The following is a 17,362-nucleotide window of genomic DNA, read 5'->3' as shown; positions in this document are numbered from 1 at the left end:
AGGCCAACCTTGTGCCCCAGCACGCGGGCACCCTCGGCCACCCGCTGGCGGATGTTTATCAGCTGGATCTCATAGGCATCGACGACGTCAATGTCCGGATGAGCAGCGGTCAGCGGAGCGATCGGCGAGCGGCTCCGCTCAGCCTGCGCCAAGTGGACAGCTAGCTGGTGGCGAAATTCCCTGCTAAGCACGAGAACTGGTTCCCTCAGCATTTGCAGTTGAAGTCATTGCCTTGGCGTCCATCCCGCCGAGTGGGCCGGCCCCGATCTCGGCGTTATGGGCATGCGCGAAGTGGTGAAGACCGAAGACAGCGTCCATGCCATTGCGTAATCCCATGTGGTCTTCGCATTGGTTGACCGCCCGCTTGGCCAGCGCGAGTCCGAATTGGGGCATCGCCGCGATACGCGTTGCAAGGCCGAAGGTTTCATCGCGTAGCTGCGACCGTGCGACGACTCGATTGACCATACCGATTTCGTAGGCGCGCTGCGCGCTGAACCTCTCACCTGTGTACAGGATCTCCTTGGCAAACTTGGGTCCAAGCGCCCAAGGGTGTGCGAAGTATTCGACGCCCGGAATGCCCATGCGCACAACGGGATCGCTGAAGAAGGCATCATCGGCGGCCACGATCAGGTCGCAGGCCCAGGCGAGCATCAGACCACCGGCCACACACGCGCCTTGTACCATCGCAATAGTGGGCTTCGGGATTTCGCGCCACCTTCGGCACATCCCAAGATAAACCTCTGTTTCCCGCGCAAAACGTTGGTCGCCGCCTGGCTTGTCGACGTGGTCCCACCACAACACCGCCCGATTCTCATAGCGCACGTTGTGGTCACGTTCGGGGGTGCCAATATCGTGACCGGCGCTGAAGTGCTCGCCGGCACCCGCTAACACGATCACCTTGATGTCGTCATCGTTCACTGCGCGCCTAAACGCTGCATCCAGGGCGTAGGTCATCGCCGAGTTCTGCGCATTGCGGTAGCGCGGACGGTTCATGGTGACCACAGCGACCCCGGAGGTCACTGCATAGGTCACCACCTCGTCTACATCAGGCGTGTCCATGTCGATGCCTTCCGTCATCACGCATTCCGGTTCTGACCATCATCAGCGCAGTCGACCCGCAGTCAGGTGGTCGGTGTCCATACACCGGGAGTCATCTCGCTCACAGCAGGTAGGGTGCATCCCGGCAATCAGTGCGGCGCCGCCACGTCCCTCAGCGCATCTCGACTGTCGGGATTACCGAATCGGTACATGCGCCGTTCTCGCGTAGCGTCAACGCGATGCGCTTCTCGTTGCGCTTTGAGCGGACATGTGCCGCGCCAGCGCAGATCGTTTACGACCTGCTCACTGATGTCACACGATGGCCGGAGTGGCTAGACGGTGTGCGGGCCGCGGTCTGGGAGTACCCCGGAACGGCCAACTCCCGTACCGGGGCTATTCGTCGAATCGCCATGAGCGGCTTGACTATGCGCGAGAAAATACTGATCGCCGACCGCCCCTACCGCCACGCCTATACCATCCTGTCGGGAATCCCCGTCACCGAGCACCGCGCCGACGTTCACATATCCACGACGCCTAGCGGATCTCACATCGTATGGAAGGCAACGTTTCGGAGCCGCATTCCGCTCACAGGGCCGCTGATCTGGCTGATGCTGCGCGTGACTATGCCCGCGATGGTGAATGCTCTAGCCCGCGGCGCCGAATCACAAGCGACGTAGCAGGCTGGGTTTGTGCCCCACGCGGCGGCCGGACCCATGGTGTTGCCTTCACGCCGCCGATCACCGCTGCCCACACGTGCGGACCGGCGACCGAAAGTCGTTGCTGTTAGCCACTTGCCGCCGGGGGGTAGGCTGCGCAATCTACATGCGCGCCAGGGTGAACGGATACGTGTAGGTTCCCGCGGGCGACCCGTTACAGCCCGAGGAAAACGAGGAGTCCAACGAGCCAGCAAGCGTGGACGCATCCCATGCGTAAACGTCGTGGGTGGGTATGACTGGGCCGTAATAGATGTCACCACAACGCAGACCGTCGGGAACGTCGACGCTCAAGGTATAGCGGCCATCGGCGAACCGCGCGGTGCCGGTGTACTCGAATGCCCTGGCTACCGGTTGGGGTATCCCGCTCACGCGGACACAGTCACCGCTGCACGACGAAATCGCCCAGATCCAGGTATGGAAGTCGTACCTGCCGGTGATCAAAAGCTGGTAATTGCCGGTTCGCATCTCCGCGTGGGCCACGGGCGCGAGCCCGAAGACCGCCGCCGCCAGGCAGATGCCCAGTATAGGCGCCTTCAAGTTCGTTCCATTCTGTTTGGGCCAAAGGATCAGACGACATGCCGTTAGCCACCGCAATGGCGGACTGCCCTTGGCGGGGCCGCTGGTCGCGGCTCACATATGCGAGCCGCCGTCCACACGGACTTCGGTCCCGGTGATGAAGTAGGCGTCGGGACAGCCCAGCATGGCTACTACGGCGGCTACAGCGTCTGGTCTGGCGAAGATCGCGCCGTCAGCCAGTGGAAGTACGGGCTGAACCTTGCCGAACAAGGAAAAGTCGACGTCAGCGGGTAGGCCCGGACCTATGCTCTGCTTCGATTCACCTGTGCCATCAGTCATTCCGGAGGAAATTGACCCCGGCTGCACCGAGTTGAACCGGATTCCCTCTTTGCTGAACTCCATAGCCAACGCATGTGTCATCGCCTGAATTCCGCCCTTGGATGCGGCGTAGGCGGACATATACGGGTGAGCAAAGGCCGCCGAGGTGGAGCTGAAGTTGACCACGGCTGGACCGACGCCCTCGCGTAGGGCCGGGATCGCCTCGCGGGTCATCAGGAAGGTGCCGACCAGGTTGATACGGAGTACCTGCTCAAAATCGGCCACGGTGGTGTCCAGGAAATGGGCCGAGCGCAGAATCCCCGCCGCGTTGACCAACGTGTCGAGACCTCCCAGCGCCGCGAGCGCCCGGCCGACACCGTCGCGGACGGACTGCTCGTCGCCGACGTCCAACGTCACAGTGGCGAGCCGGTCCGCGTACGTGTCGGCCTTGGCCACCGTGTCCTTCAACCCGGACTCGCTGATGTCGGCGGCCACAACTCGTCCGCCTTCCTCCAGCACGCGAAGCACGGTTGCTTGTCCAATGCCCGAGCCACCCCCGCTGATCAAGACGCGGCGATTCGCATATCTCTGAGGACTGTTCACAACGGGGATGGTGCTCCGCGCAATCGGCAATGTCAGCCGCATGTCCCGGTGGGTGGTCCTCTCCTAGGCGGGGAGGGCCCGGTATGGACCCGGTTCGGGTGCCCTCGCATGGGATCCGCAGCGATGGATAGGCGTCCCGGTAAGCGGGACATCGTGTGGTTCACGTCTCACCCGACTGGGAGGGTTCTGCTCGACGCAGCTCGGACCGATGTGGTGCAGGCGTGACCCGAGCTGCGATGTCTGGTGTCCGACGAGGTGAAGGAGCCACAGCCGGTGATCACGAAGGCGCCCGACCGTTGGTCGCCGGGGCTTTCGTCGTTTGGCGCCAAGCTGGCTGGGCCCATGCAGGCCATCGGAGGACTGGCCGCGATGGCGGCCGATGCGGCGAAGTTCGCTGTCCGCAGGCCGTTTCAGGGACGAGAGTTTCTGGATCAGTCGTGGTTTGTCGCACGCGTCTCGCTGATGCCCACGCTGCTGGTAGCCATTCCATTTACCGTGCTGGTCAGCTTCACGCTCAATATCCTGCTGCGCGAACTGGGTGCGGCCGACCTTTCGGGCGCGGGTGCAGCCTTCGGTGCGGTCACCCAGGTCGGCCCCCTGGTCACGGTGCTGATCGTGGCGGGCGCCGGCGCCACGGCGATGTGCGCCGATCTGGGCTCGCGCACCATCCGTGAAGAGATCGACGCGTTGGAAGTGTTGGGAATCAATCCCGTTCAACGATTGGTCACCCCGCGCATGCTGGCATCGGGACTGGTGGCACTGCTGCTCAACAGCGTCGTCTGCATCATCGGCATCCTGGGCGGCTACACGTTCTCGGTGTTCGTCCAGGACGTCAACCCGGGTGCATTCGCGGCGGGCATCACCCTGCTGACCGGGGTGCCCGAATTGATCATTTCCTCGGTCAAAGCGCTGTTGTTCGGTCTCATCGCCGGCCTGGTGGCCTGCTACCGCGGGCTGACGATCACCGGTGGCGGCGCCAAAGCTGTGGGCAACGCCGTCAACGAGACGGTGGTATACGCGTTCATGTCGCTGTTTGTCATCAACGTCGTGGTGACGGCTATCGGCATCCAGATGACGGCGAAGTAGGCAGACGGTGACGCTGCGAGCGGCATATCCGGGTCTGGCCCGAGAAATCAACAGACCGATCAGCGCGCTGACCGGCATCGGTGACCACGTCGCGTTCTACGGGAAGGCGATCGCCGGGGCCCCGTTTGCGGCCACCCGCTACCGGCGAGAAATCATCCGCTTGATCGCCGAAATCAGCATGGGCGCTGGCACCTTGGCGATGATCGGCGGGACAGTGGTCATCGTCGGATTTCTCACCCTGGCGACGGGTGGGACGCTGGCCATCCAGGGATACAGCTCGCTGGGCAACATTGGCATCGAGGCGTTGACCGGCTTTTTGGCCGCGTTCATCAACGTCCGTATCTCGGCGCCGATTGTCGCCGGCATCGGCTTGGCGGCCACCTTCGGCGCCGGCGTGACCGCCCAACTGGGCGCCATGCGCATCAATGAGGAAATCGATGCGCTCGAAAGTATGGGGATCCGGCCCGTTTCCTACCTAGTGAGCACACGGATCGTCGCCGGTATGCTGGCGATCACGCCGCTGTACTCGATCGCGGTCATCTTGTCGTTTGTGGCCAGCCAATTCACCACCGTGGTCGTGGTGGGGCAATCCGGTGGGCTCTATGGTCACTACTTCTCGACGTTTCTGAACCCAACCGACCTATTGTGGTCATTTCTGCAGGCGATCCTGATGGCCTTGGCCATCCTGTTCACCCACACCTACTACGGCTACTTCGCCGGCGGGGGACCCTCGGGTGTCGGGGTCGCGGTGGGCACTGCGGTGCGCACTTCCCTGATCATCATCGTGTCGGTCACCCTGCTGGTTTCGCTGGCCATTTACGGCGCCAACGGCAACTTCAACTTGTCGGGCTAGGGGAAGAAAGCTGATGTGGAGCAACACTGTTCGCCCCTTGCTGGGTCTGGCCACCGTCGGTGTGATCGGCGCGATCGTCGCTGCCACCATCGTGTTGTTCGAAGGCGGTGCCATCGAATCGGTGCCGGTCACGGTGCTATCGCCCCGGGCGGGACTGGTGATGAACCCGGACGCCAAGGTGAAGCTGCATGGTGCACAAGTGGGCAAGGTCTCCTCGATCGACAACCTGCCCGACGGCCGGGCCGCGATTCACCTGGCGATCAATCCCTCCTGGCTGAATCTGATTCCCGCCAACACCGGCGTCGACATCGAATCCACGACCGTCTTCGGGTCGAAATTCGTGCAACTCATCCCACCGCCCGATCCCTCCCCCCAGTCGCTGAAGGCGGGCCAAATCCTTGACTCTGAGCATGTCACCGTCGAAATCGATACCGTGTTCGAGCAATTGGTGTCGGTGTTGTCGCAGATCGAACCGGAAAAGCTCAATGAGACCCTTGGCGCCCTCGCGCAAGCGTTCAGCGGCCGCGGTGACAAACTCGGCCACACCCTGGCCGATCTGGACGCCCTGCTGACCAAGATCGACCCGAGCCTGACCTCCCTGAGCCACGAACTCTCGGTGGCCCCACAGGTGCTCAACGCCTACGCCGACGTGGCCCCCGACCTGGTCAAGACAATCCAGAACGCGGCCCGGCTGAGCGACACCGTGGTCGACCGGCAGCGTGATCTCGACACCGCGCTCATCAGCGCGATCGCGCTGGCCGACACCGGAAACGACGTCCTGGCCGGCAACGCGCAGGCGTTCACTGCCGTCCTCCATCTGCTCGTCCCGACGACGAACCTGACCAACAAATACAACCAGGCCATCACCTGCGCCCTGGCCGGCCTCAAGCCGCTGGCCACCGGTCCGCCCCTGCCCGTACCGGGTGTCCTATTGCTGGATTCATTTCTGCTGGGCACCGAACGCTACCGGTACCCCCAGAACCTCCCCAAGGTCGCGGCGACGGGCGGTCCGCAATGCATGGGACTACCAGACGTGGGCTTCGGGCACCGCCCGCCCTACCTGGTCACCGACATTGACGCCAACCAGGCGCAGTACGGAAACCAGGGAATCCTGTTGAACTCCAATCGCCTTAAACAATGGCTTTTCGGGCCGATCGACGGGCCTCCGCGCAACACTCCACAGATCGGGATGCCGGGGTGACGGGCTCGGTTGGGAACACCGTCAAGTTTGGGGCGTTCGCGGTGGTGACCGTTGTGCTGACGGCGGCCCTGTTCGCCATCCTCGGCCAGTACCGCACAGGTTCGACATATGGCTATTCCGCGGTGTTGAGCGATGCCTCCAGCCTGAAAGCCGGTGATTCGGTGCGTGCCGCCGGGATCCGGGTCGGCACAGTCAACGATGTTGCGCTGCAATCGAATAACACCGTGCTGGTGAGTTTCGATGCGAACCGCGAGGTCAGGCTCACTACCAGCACGCGAATCGCGGTGCGTTACCTCAACCTGGTCGGGGATCGCTACCTTGACCTGCTCGACGCGCCCGGTTCTGCCGGGATTCAGGCGCCCGGATCGCGGATTCCGATAAACCGCACCGAGCCGGCGCTGGATCTCGATTTGTTGTTGGGTGGGCTCAAACCGGTGATTCAGGGGCTCAACCCCCAATCGGTGAACGCGCTGACCAATTCATTGATCCAGATTCTGCAAGGCAGCAGCGGCGATGTGGAGTCGTTGTTCGCCAAGACCTCATCGTTCTCCAATGCCCTGGCCGACAACGGGCAAGTCGTACAGCAATTGATCGACAATCTCAACGAGGTGGTCGCCACGGTGGCCAAGGACGGCAGCAAATTCTCGACGACGATCGGGCGCCTCGAGCGGCTCATCACCGAATTGGCGGCTGATCGTGATCCGATCGGAGACGCCATCAGCGCGCTCGACAAGGGAACCGCATCATTGGCCGACCTGCTTACCCAGGCCCGTCCGCCGCTGGCCGGTACCGTCGACCAACTCAATCGGCTGGCTCCGCTGCTCGACAATGACAAGGCGCGGCTGGACCTCGCGCTGCAGAAAGCCCCCGAAAACTACCGCAAACTCGTGCGGTTGGGCGCCTACGGAAGCTTCATCAACCAGTACCTGTGCGGCATCTCCATTCGTGTCACCGACCTTCAGGGCCGCACGGCCGTCTTCCCGTGGATCACCCAAAACACCGGACGATGCGGGGAACCCTGATGCTGAAATATCGTGGCGCACAACTTATCCGGGCCGGATTCATCGCGTTCGTGCTGGTCGCGCTGGTCATCATCATCGGCCTGCACCCCCAACAGCTGTTGTCGATGGCCACCTCCATTCGGTACCGGGCGCTGTTCACCGAGGCCGGAGGCCTAACTGCAGGCAACGACGTCCGAGTGTCGGGCGTGAAAATGGGAACGGTCTCCGACGTCACGCTCAGCCATGGCAAAGCGTTGGTGACGTTTAGCCTCGACGCCAAGGTGCACCTGGGATCGAGCACGACGGCCCACATCAGGACGGGCACCCTGCTGGGTGCGCGGATGCTGGCCATAGAGCCCGCAGGCACCGGCAGCATGCACGCCTCCGATGTCATCCCGGTATATCGGACGTCCTCGCCATACTCCCTGACCGACGCCGTCAGCGACTTCACCGCCAACACCGCCGCCACCGACACCGGCGCGCTCAACGCATCCCTGGACACCTTGGCCGAGACGATCGAGCGGATCACACCACAGCTGGGGCCCACGTTCGACGGCCTGAGCAGACTGTCGCAATCGTTGAACGGCAGGAATGAATCGCTGGCCCATCTGCTCAAAAGCGCCGCCGACGTCACCGGCATCCTGTCGGAACGCAGCCAGCAGGTCAACACCATGTTGCTCAATGCCAACGACCTGCTGGGAGTTCTGAATCAGCGTCGCTACGCGATCGTCAACCTGCTGGCCAACACCTCGGCGCTGGCCCAGCAACTCTCGGGCATGGTGGCAGACAACGAGAAAGAACTGGCGCCCACGCTGACCAAACTCAATTCAGTCACCGCGATGCTGGAGAAGAACCGCGACAACATCGCCAAGGCGATCGTCGGACTAGCCAAGTACCAAGTAACCCAGGGCGAATCGGTCAACAACGGCTTCTATTACAACGCATTCGTCGGCAATCTGATCCCGGCGCAGGCCCTGCAGCCGTTCCTGGACTACGCGTTCGGATTCCGGCGAGGCGTCAATGCGGGTCAACCACCCGACAATGCCGGACCGCGCGCAGAATTCCCCTGGCCGCACAACGGCATTCCCGGAGGACGATGATGGCAACCGGGGCGAACAAGGCGTGGTACACCAAGGCGCTGCTGGTGACATTGGTGGGACTTGTCGCTGCGGCCACGGCTTTCGTGGTACACGCCGAAGTGTTCGGGCCCAAGGTGATCACCGCATATTTTCGCTCCGCGACCGCCATCTACCCCGGCGACGAGGTGCGCGTGGTGGGGGTCAAGGTTGGCACCATCAAGTCCATCGAACCCCAAGGGACCCAGGCCAAGATGACACTGGCCGTCGACCGTGATGTGCCGATCCCGGCCGACGCCAAGGCCGTGATCGTGGCACAGAACCTGGTGGCGGCCCGGTATGTGCAGCTGACTCCGGCTTACGAAGCCGCGGGAACCGGCGGTCCGACGATGGCCGATGGGGCGGTGATCGGCGTGGAGCGAACCGCGGTGCCCGTCGAGTGGGATCAGGTCAAAACGCAACTGATGCGGCTGGCCACCGAATTAGGTCCCGCAAGCGGCCTTTCCACCAGCTCGCTCGGGCACTTTATCGACAGCGCGGCCAATGCCATGGCCGGCAACGGCGACAAGCTGCGGCGGACGATCACCGAGCTGTCTCAGGTTGGGCGCATCCTCGCCGGCGGTAGTGGCAACATCGTCGACATCATCAAGAATCTCCAGATCTTCGTTACCGCCCTGCGCGACAGCAACGTCCAGATCGTCGAATTCCAGGACCGCCTCGCAACGGTGAGCAGCGTCGTGGACGGTAGCCGATCAGACCTGGACGCCGCGCTGACCAACCTATCCTCGGCGGTCGGCGAGGTGCACCGATTCATCGCCGGAAGTAGAGACCAGACCGCAGAACAGATTCAACGGCTGGCCAATGTGACGAAAAACCTCGCCGACAACCGCATGGCGGTGGAAAACCTTCTGCACGTGGCGCCTAACGCAATCGCCAACGGCTACAACATCTATAGCCCGGACTCCGGAACGGCACGGGGAGCCTTTGCCATGTCGAACTTCGCCAATCCGGTGGCACTGGTGTGCTCGGCGATCGGCGCGGTCAAGAATGCCACCGCCTCCGAAACGGCGAAGCTGTGCGCCCAATACCTGGGCCCCGCACTGCGTTTGATCAACTTCAACTACCTGCCGATTCCGTTCAACGCCTATCTGGCCAAATCGCCGAGCCCGGACAACCTCGTCTACTCGGATCCGAACCTGATGCCCGGCGGGCCGGGCGGAGTCCCACCCATCCCGACCGATCCACCCGCAGTGTCGGCCTACACCGGCGCGGGCGACATACCACCCCCTCCGGGATGGGAATTGCCGCCGGGTCCCCCGGGGATCTACGCCCCCAACGGATTACCCGCGGACCCTTCGCCGGCGCTGTTGCCCCGCGCGCCAATCCCACCGGGAGTGCCCCGGCCAGCTCCAGCGGCCCCCGGCCCGGCCAGCCTGCAGGACATGCTGCTGCCGGCTGCTCCGCAGCCACCGCTGCCGGCCGCACCGCAACCCGCCGGAGGCACACCATGACCGGATCGCGATCAACGCGTCGTCTCGCAGCGATCGTGTCATGCGTGGTGTTGACGGCAACCGGATGCGCGTTCGATGGCCTCAATTCACTGCCTCTGCCTGGCACTGTCGGTCGCGACCAGGACGCGGTGACCTACCACGTCCAAATCGCTAACGTCGGTACGCTGGAATCTAATTCGCCGGTGATGATCAACGACGTCGTCGTTGGCAGCGTGGGCAAGATGACGCTGCGCGATTGGCATGCCGACGTGGATATCTCGGTGCGTCCAGACGCCGTGGTGCCGGCCAACGCTATCGCCAGGATCGGCCAGACAAGTCTGTTGGGCTCGATGCACCTGGAACTGAACCCCCCACCGGGCGTGCCCGCAGCCGGCAGGCTCGCACCCGGGGCGACCATCGGTCTGCAACGCTCCTCGACCTATCCGTCCACCGAGCAGACCTTGTCCTCGCTGTCAGTTGTCGTCAACGGCGGGGGACTGGGCAAGGTCGGAGGCCTTATCAACGAGTTCAACGCGGCACTGGGCGGGCGCGAGGACAAGATCCGCGATCTGCTGACGCATTTGAACGACTTCGTCGGTGTTTTGGATTCCCAGCGTGACAACATCAACGCATCCATCACGGCATTGAACGCCCTGGCCGGCACCCTGGCCGGAAAAAGCGGTGTCATAACCGAAGCACTGCAACGGATTCCGCCCGCACTGGACGTTCTGATCAAGGAACGGCCAAGGATCACAACCGCGCTGGAGAAATTCCGGGTGTTCAGCAACACGGCCACCGGATTGATCAACGCCACGCACGACGATCTGGTCGCCAACCTGAAAAATCTGGAGCCGACCGTACGCGCACTCGCCGACGTCGGCCCCAGCCTGGACACCGTCTTGGCCTTCGTGCCGGCCTACCCCTACCCACAGAACTTTATTGACCGCGCGATCCGGGGCGACTATTTGAACGAGTTCATCACCTTTGACTTCACGATCCCGCGGCTGAAGAGGGGATTGCTGCTGGGCACACGATGGGGACAGGAGGGAGCCACGCTGGTGCCCGCCCCGGGAGACCCCTGGTATGCCACCTTTACCAAGGATCCGCTCAACGCCCCCCTCACGGCCCCGCCCAACGCGGTGGCCACGCCGCCGATGGCCGGTCCGCCAACGCCAGCCGGCGCCCCGGTGACCACCCAGCAGCTCAGCCAGCCACCGATCCCAGCGCCGACCGATTTCGTGCCACAGGATGTGGGGGACCGCTGATGTTGACGCGCTTCGTCCGAATTCAGCTGACAATCTTCACCATCGCGTCGGTCATCGGGATGACCGTGATGATCGTCGAATACCTGCAAGTGCCCACCCTGCTGGGCGTCGGCCGCATGCGGGTCACGCTGGAATTGTCGGGCACCGGCGGGCTGTACCGGTTTTCCAACGTGACCTATCGAGGAGTGGAGGTTGGAAAAGTCACCGACGTGCGGCCCACCCGCGCCGGCGCCGAGGCCACACTGTCGTTGAACACCAGCCCGCAAATCCCGGCGGATCTGCGCGCGGAGGTGCTCAGCGTGTCGGCGGTCGGAGAGCAATATGTGGACCTGCAGCCAGCGACGGCGGCAGGACCTTACCTACATGACGGCTCCATCATCCCCGCGGCACACACCTCGATCCCACAGGCCGTCGGACCGATGCTGGATCAAGTCAGCACGCTGATCAACAGCGTCCCCAAGACCAAGATCAGCGGCCTGCTCGACGAAACGTTCAAGGCCTTCAACGGATCCGGGTACGACGTCGGGTCGCTGCTGGACTCCTCGTCACAACTCATCGGCGACGCCAACGCCAACGCCGAGCGGTCACGCACCCTCATCGACGACAGCCGGCCCCTGCTCGACGGCCAGGCGCAATCTGGCGACGCCATCCGCACGTGGGCACGCAGCCTCGCCGGCATCAGCCAACAACTCGTCGCCGACGACCACCAGACACGGACATTGCTGCGCGCGGCACCCGGTGCCGCCGATGAGGCATCACGCCTGTTCAACCAGGTCAAGCCGACGCTGCCAATGCTCCTGGCGAACCTCACCACGCTGGGCCAGGTCGGTGTCACCTATCACCCCTCCCTCGAGCAGCTGCTGGTGTTGCTGCCGCCCACCATCGCCGCCACTCAGTCCTACGGCGCCCCCAAGAACAATCCCACCGGATACTCCCTGGGCGACTTCACCCTTACCATCGGCGACCCGCCCGCATGCACGGTAGGGTTCTTGCCGCCGTCGTCCTGGCGGTCACCAGAGGACACCACGGTGATCGACACTCCCGACGGGCTGTACTGCAAACTGCCGCAGGATTCACCCATTGGGGTACGCGGTGCCCGGAACTACCCGTGCATGGGCCACCCCGGCAAGCGCGCGCCCACGGTCGAAATCTGCAACAGCGACAAACCTTTCGAGCCGTTGGCAATCCGCCAACACGTCCTGGGTCCCTACCCCCTCGATCCCAACCTCGTCGCGCAGGGCGTCCCGCCCGATGACCGCGTCACCTTCGGAGACCGAATCTTCGGACCATTGGGGGGCACCCCGCCGCCGGGACCGCTGCCGCCAGCGGCCGGCCTCGCGCCTGTGCCCCCGCCGGATTCGCCGCCGGCCGCTCCAGCGCCGCCACCTGACGGTCCCGAGGGGCCGGCCCCGGCTGCGGCGCCGAGTGCCTACACACCCCAGCGGCCCGGCCCATCGGTTGCCGTCGCAACCTATGACCCGCGAACCGGCCGGTACGCCACCCCCGACGGCACCGTGTATCGGCAGTCGGACCTGGTCCCCCACGCCGGTATGCGGTCCTGGAAAGACCTCTTTCCGACATGAGCAGCCGCACACGCCTAGGTCTCGAGACTGCAACCCTCCTAGGCGCCTTCGTGATCACGACCCTGGGCACTGCGCCCCCCGGCAGCGCGGCCGGCGACTGGGGCCTGAACGGCACCTACACCGCGACATCCAACGGGGAGTGGGCCAAGACCAACGAAATCTTTCACAACGAGGCCAGCATCCGAAGCATCTGGACGATCAACACGACCTGCAGCTATCCCACCGAATGCACCGGCACGGTAGTCAGCGACTGGGGTTGGCGCGCCCCGATCTATCAAACCGGCGGTGTGTGGTTCGTCAAGCACATCGTCGACAACTGGCAGCCCTGCCCGGATGGAACCGCGGCTCAGGGATTCCAGGTCTTCAGGTTCGCCCCCACCAACCCCGACGGAGATACCGTCGATCCAGCCTCGCCCGTTCTCACAGGCGCCGACGAGACGACCGGCATCAGCGGCGCCTGCGGACGCAGTAAGACATGGTTCATCAGCATGCCGTTCAAGCTGGTCAAGACGCGGTGAGGGGTCGAGAATGAAACCATCCATACCGCGGCAACATTCGGGTCTTGTCGCACCCCCACGTCTCAAAGCTAATGCGGTGCGAGCGATCCTGCCGACAGCCATGGCGGTGATGGCCCTCGTGGCTTGCACGGCCGTCCACGCGTGGGCTGAACCGTCCACGTGTGACAACCCCACCTGCGTCCCGGGTATCACCGGAGGTGTCGTGCTGGGCGCGCCGTGCCCGGACACCACCCACTTCGTGTTCGGCACCACCTCGTGGGGCCGGTTCGTCTTCTGCGGATCTCCGCGGCGTTATGAACCCCGATACTTCCGTTCCCCCTCGATGTGGGGAATCAAAGATGAGAACTCAAACTGCGAGGGGTTCGAAAACTCGGTAGCACAAGCCCCCGATGGCCTGTTCCTGACATGCCTGTCTGTCGAAGGTGCACCCCGGTGGGTTCGTGGCGACAGCTAAGTCACCCCTGGCGACGGTGACGAACAATATGCTCAGGCGCCCCCCGCAGCCCCTAGCCGCGTTGGCGGCGACAATCCTCGTTGCCAAGGCCGCAGCCGCGACGCCGGTTACCCGTGCGGACGGGCGGGCCCGTGCCGCACCGCGTCACCTACATGGTGGACCCGGGACGTCTGGTTGGCAGCTCCCGATGAATGGGCCATGGTCGTCGCCACCAGCGGGATGTCGCCGGCCACGCCGGACTTTCACTTTGAACTCGCCGTGGATGGGACAGTAGTGGCCACCAACAACGGTGCCAGAGGCGCGTTGTGTTCGGTGCGCCACTGGTAACCCGGTGCTCGGAAGGCGCCGAGCTGATGCTCACTGAGCGGGAACTACAGTCCAAGACCGCGCCGCACGACGCTACCTTGTGCGCTACTAGCCGCTTGTATCAACCAATCGCCAGGCCAGCTTCGCTCGCACCCGGCGGAAACGGAGAGAGCACGGCAATGCCCGCCGCTAATTCACCCCTGAAACGGGACGCGAGTCCTCTTGATGTCACCTCAGAGCGGCCCGTCGATGCACACCTCATCGAAGCAGCGGAGGCAGAAGCCGCCGAAGCCGAAGCACTCGCCGTCGCTGCCCGGGCCCGCGTCCAGGCCATCCGGCAACGCCAACAGACCGAGGCAATCGACACGGGGTTGGCGGAAATCGCTGAGACCCCCGCCGACGATACGTCGGCAACTCCGGCGGATGACGTCACCGATCCGGACATCACCGATGCCACTGAACTGCCCAATCGAAATAGCAAAACCGGACGGGAGAGGAAGATGCACTTCCACCGCCCGAAACGAACCACGATGGTGGCCGCCGTCGGGATACTCTGCACCGCGGCGCTTCTCGCGGGAAGCGCTGTCATGGTCCGACACCACAATCAGCTGCTGGACAAGCAACAGCGCGCGGCGGAATTCACAACCGCCGCAAGACAAGTCGTCGTCACCCTGATGTCCATTAGCGCCGACAGCGCCAAAGACGACGTGCAGCGCATCATCGACAGCTCGACCGGCCAGTTCAGAGATGACTTCCGAGGCGCAGCCGCGGAGTTCGTCAAAGCCGCGCAGACCGCAAAGGTCTCGACCAAGACGACCGTGCAAGCCGCGTGCCTGGAATCCATGACCGAGGACACCGCAGCAGTGGCCGTTGCCGCCAGCTCCACGCTCACCAATACCGCCGGCGCCACCGAGCAGCCACGCTCCTGGAGGTTGAGCGTCAAACTGGCCCGCGACGGTGGGAAAATCAAGATGTCGAGCATGGAGTTCATCCCATGACCATCGGGCAGCTCGATAACGACAACCTCACCAACGTTGAACTTGCCCTCGCAGCGGCCAGCGACCTCCAGCGCGACGACACCACCGGTGACGATCAAAGGACGACCGCAGACGACGCCACACAGACGCCGCGCAGCCGGATACGACGCGCACTATCGCATTGGCCGCTACTCGTCATCGGGCTGTTGTTGGTAGCGGCCGCCACAGGAAGCGCCACACTGTACTTCGGCCAATATCGGCACGACCAGCAGACCAACGACGCCACGGCAAACTCGGTGATCAGTGCCGCAACCGAGGGGACCGTCGCGCTCCTGTCCTACACACCCGACAAAGTGGAAAGCGACCTGGCTGGAGCGAAGTCACACCTGACCGGTGACTTCTTGACGTACTACAGCAAATTCGCCGACAAAATCGTGGCGCCAGCAGCCAAGCAGAAAGCCGTCAACACCCAGGCCGCGGTCAAGCGCGCGGTCATCAGCGAACTGCACCCAGACACCGCCAGGGTGCTGGTCTTCCTCGATCAGACCACAACGAGCAAGGATCAACCTGAGCCGGTTCAGACGGCCAGCAGCGTCATGGTCAGTATGACCAAAAGCCATGGGACCTGGCTTATCTCGGCATTCGATCCCATCTAGAACTGCCATGGCTGCGGGACGGGGTTGAATCCGCCGAACGAAACATTCATCATGCATAGTTAGCGGCCACGCAATAATGACCGGTGTCGCATTCTCATTGAGGAGATGATTGATGGCCACCCCGCAAACTCGATCCCGCTACACCGTGATTTCCACGGATACCCACGCCGGCGCCGACCTCCTCGAATACAAACCGTATCTCCCGCAGGCTTTCCACGACGACTTCGACGCGTGGGCCAAGACGTATGCCAGTCCTTTCGATGATCTGATCATCGCCACCGCAAAGCGCAACTGGGACCATGAGTTGCGTATTTCGGAAATGGACGCCGACGGGGTTGCGGCAGAGCTGTTGCTCCCCAACACCGTTCCTCCGTTCTTTCCGACGTCTCCAAACATCACCATCTCGCTGCCCCAGAACCGAGCAGAGTTCGAACACCGCTGGGCGGGCGTGCAGGCGCACAACCGATGGCAGGTCGATTTTTGTTCGCTCGCACCCGCACGTCGGCGAGGATTGATCCAAGTATTCCCCAACGACGTCGAAGCCGCGCTGAACGAAATCCGTTGGGGCAACCAGCAAGGCTGCTTCGGTGGGGTGCTCCTGCCCCCGGTCTCGCCGGGCGACCCCAACGTCGCCCCTCTGTTCCACACTCGATATGAGCCGATTTGGCAGCTGTGCAGCGAACTGGATCTGACGATCGTGCAGCACGGCGGCCCCGGAAGTCCGGCGATGCCCATGGACCAGCCGGCATCCAACGCCGTGCTCATCACAGAAATGGCGCTGTGGGCACAGCGCACCCTCGGGCATCTCATCCTGGCCGGGGTCTTTGAACGCCACCCAACGTTACGGTTCGCCCCGACGGAGCAGGGCACTCTGTGGGTGCAGCAGCAACTGATGACGCTCGATGCGATGGTGCCGACGATGAAGTCCGAAGCCGGCAACCGCACGTACGGCATGTTTGGTGGTTCCTCGGTCGATGGGCTGACACTCACGCCGAGTCAATACGCCCAGCGGAACTGCTACTTGGCCAGCGAATTGGCGCCCTTCGACTCAGCCATGATCGATTTCATGGGTGCAGACCACATCCTGTGGGGAAGCGACTATCCGCACGAGGAGGGCTTCGCTCCTCAATCCAGGCTGGCCATCCGGTGGGCGCTACACGACAGATCGGAAAGCGAGTGCCGAAAAATCCTGGCGGAGAACGCGGCCCGGCTGTACCGATTCGACCTCGATGCACTGGCGCCGATTGCAGCTCAGATCGGGCCGACCGTGGCCGAAGTGCATACGCCCCTGGAGGACACCGGGTATCGAGCCCCAGCCGCATTCGGCTATCGCCCCTTCGAGGGCGGACTCGCGTTGAAGCGCCTCGCTCCCCAACGCCAGTAAACGCGCTCTCATCCGAGAGTCTCAGAAGCCAGTTCATAAAAGTTGACCGGGGTTAGGCCCCCCGCCACTGAAGAGAGCGGTCTTCCGCAGCGCGCTGTTCAGATGGCACCCAGGGCTTGACTCGAGCGCAGCTTTTCAGGCCTTATGCGGTGGTTCGTTTCGTCGATCCACGGTCAGAGGTGATGATGGGCTCCGTCGGATCGTTGCCTCTATCAGATTGCGAACGGAATCGGCCAGCAGCTCATATGCCGAAGATGAGTCCGTCATCGTTGAACTCAAAATCCCGGTCTTTGCGATGCCGGAGGGGCAGCGCCGTTTCGC

At 63.4% G+C, this 17,362-nt stretch carries 17 protein-coding genes and 1 pseudogene; 14 read left to right on the top strand and 4 right to left on the bottom strand.

What is annotated here, in order from left to right:
* Together A5681_RS26615 and A5681_RS16725 are read right to left on the bottom strand one after the other, a co-directional pair.
* Positions 1 to 212 (bottom strand): annotated as a pseudogene (locus A5681_RS26615) (2-keto-4-pentenoate hydratase); the annotation flags it as partial.
* Positions 184 to 1,059, bottom strand: coding sequence for an enoyl-CoA hydratase (locus A5681_RS16725; RefSeq protein WP_067277136.1), 876 nt, complete (start codon positions 1,057 to 1,059; stop codon positions 184 to 186). The pseudogene A5681_RS26615 and the gene A5681_RS16725, both read right to left, overlap by 29 nt.
* A 218-nt stretch (positions 1,060 to 1,277) precedes the next feature.
* On the opposite strand from A5681_RS16725, the gene A5681_RS16720 reads away from it, so the two are divergent.
* The gene (locus tag A5681_RS16720) at positions 1,278 to 1,715 is read left to right on the top strand and encodes an SRPBCC family protein (protein WP_067277103.1); all 438 of its coding nucleotides are present in this window, start codon (positions 1,278 to 1,280) and stop codon (positions 1,713 to 1,715) included.
* A gap of 141 nt (positions 1,716 to 1,856) precedes the next feature.
* Here the strand turns inward: A5681_RS16720 and A5681_RS16715 are convergent, their stop codons facing one another.
* Positions 1,857 to 2,219 carry a hypothetical protein gene (locus A5681_RS16715; protein WP_082968399.1) on the bottom strand — a complete coding sequence of 121 codons (363 nt, stop codon included), beginning with the start codon at positions 2,217 to 2,219 and terminating at the stop codon, positions 1,857 to 1,859.
* A 165-nt stretch (positions 2,220 to 2,384) separates the two neighbouring features.
* Positions 2,385 to 3,191 (bottom strand): SDR family NAD(P)-dependent oxidoreductase, encoded by an 807-nt coding sequence (locus A5681_RS16710; RefSeq protein WP_067277132.1) that lies wholly within the window; start codon positions 3,189 to 3,191, stop codon positions 2,385 to 2,387.
* Positions 3,192 to 3,464: 273 nt separating this feature from the next.
* Here A5681_RS16710 and A5681_RS16705 point away from each other — a divergent pair, with 273 nt between their 5' ends.
* From A5681_RS16705 to A5681_RS16650, 13 genes are all read left to right on the top strand, one after another.
* Positions 3,465 to 4,277 (top strand): MlaE family ABC transporter permease, encoded by an 813-nt coding sequence (locus A5681_RS16705; protein WP_067277131.1) that lies wholly within the window; start codon positions 3,465 to 3,467, stop codon positions 4,275 to 4,277.
* Positions 4,278 to 4,284: 7 nt separating this feature from the next.
* Positions 4,285 to 5,130, top strand: a complete 846-nt coding sequence (locus tag A5681_RS16700; protein WP_067277100.1) for an MlaE family ABC transporter permease — start codon at positions 4,285 to 4,287, stop codon at positions 5,128 to 5,130.
* 13 nt (positions 5,131 to 5,143) lie between these two features.
* Positions 5,144 to 6,331, top strand: coding sequence for an MCE family protein (locus tag A5681_RS16695; RefSeq protein WP_067277097.1), 1,188 nt, complete (start codon positions 5,144 to 5,146; stop codon positions 6,329 to 6,331).
* Positions 6,328 to 7,353 (top strand): MCE family protein, encoded by a 1,026-nt coding sequence (locus A5681_RS16690; protein WP_067277093.1) that lies wholly within the window; start codon positions 6,328 to 6,330, stop codon positions 7,351 to 7,353. Before A5681_RS16695 ends, A5681_RS16690 begins: the two co-directional genes overlap by 4 nt.
* Positions 7,353 to 8,432 carry an MCE family protein gene (locus A5681_RS16685; protein WP_067277130.1) on the top strand — a complete coding sequence of 360 codons (1,080 nt, stop codon included), beginning with the start codon at positions 7,353 to 7,355 and terminating at the stop codon, positions 8,430 to 8,432. The genes A5681_RS16690 and A5681_RS16685 overlap by 1 nt, the downstream gene beginning before the upstream one ends.
* The gene (locus A5681_RS16680; RefSeq protein ID WP_419866333.1) at positions 8,429 to 9,919 is read left to right on the top strand and encodes an MCE family protein; all 1,491 of its coding nucleotides are present in this window, start codon (positions 8,429 to 8,431) and stop codon (positions 9,917 to 9,919) included. Before A5681_RS16685 ends, A5681_RS16680 begins: the two co-directional genes overlap by 4 nt.
* The gene (locus A5681_RS16675) at positions 9,916 to 11,163 is read left to right on the top strand and encodes an MCE family protein (RefSeq protein ID WP_067277087.1); all 1,248 of its coding nucleotides are present in this window, start codon (positions 9,916 to 9,918) and stop codon (positions 11,161 to 11,163) included. Before A5681_RS16680 ends, A5681_RS16675 begins: the two co-directional genes overlap by 4 nt.
* Positions 11,163 to 12,746 (top strand): MCE family protein, encoded by a 1,584-nt coding sequence (locus tag A5681_RS16670; RefSeq protein ID WP_067277083.1) that lies wholly within the window; start codon positions 11,163 to 11,165, stop codon positions 12,744 to 12,746. The genes A5681_RS16675 and A5681_RS16670 overlap by 1 nt, the downstream gene beginning before the upstream one ends.
* Positions 12,743 to 13,264 (top strand): hypothetical protein, encoded by a 522-nt coding sequence (locus tag A5681_RS16665; protein ID WP_419866332.1) that lies wholly within the window; start codon positions 12,743 to 12,745, stop codon positions 13,262 to 13,264. The genes A5681_RS16670 and A5681_RS16665 overlap by 4 nt, the downstream gene beginning before the upstream one ends.
* Positions 13,265 to 13,364: 100 nt before the next feature.
* Positions 13,365 to 13,718 (top strand): hypothetical protein, encoded by a 354-nt coding sequence (locus A5681_RS27780; RefSeq protein ID WP_082968395.1) that lies wholly within the window; start codon positions 13,365 to 13,367, stop codon positions 13,716 to 13,718.
* Positions 13,719 to 14,203: 485 nt separating this feature from the next.
* Positions 14,204 to 15,022, top strand: a complete 819-nt coding sequence (locus tag A5681_RS16660) for a hypothetical protein (protein ID WP_067277078.1) — start codon at positions 14,204 to 14,206, stop codon at positions 15,020 to 15,022.
* Complete coding sequence (locus tag A5681_RS16655; RefSeq protein WP_231996337.1) at positions 15,019 to 15,657, top strand: twin-arginine translocation pathway signal; 639 nt, start codon at positions 15,019 to 15,021, stop codon at positions 15,655 to 15,657. The genes A5681_RS16660 and A5681_RS16655 overlap by 4 nt, the downstream gene beginning before the upstream one ends.
* Positions 15,658 to 15,769: 112 nt before the next feature.
* A complete protein-coding gene (locus A5681_RS16650; RefSeq protein ID WP_082968394.1) occupies positions 15,770 to 17,041 on the top strand; it encodes an amidohydrolase family protein in 1,272 nt (423 codons plus the stop codon).
* The last annotated feature ends 321 nt before the right edge of the window (positions 17,042 to 17,362 follow it).

The sequence above is a fragment of the Mycobacterium scrofulaceum genome, from assembly GCF_001667885.1.
Lineage (GTDB): Bacteria > Actinomycetota > Actinomycetes > Mycobacteriales > Mycobacteriaceae > Mycobacterium > Mycobacterium scrofulaceum_C.
The sequence above is the reverse complement of the archived record's forward strand: the minus strand, read 5'-3'. Positions and strand labels throughout refer to the sequence as shown.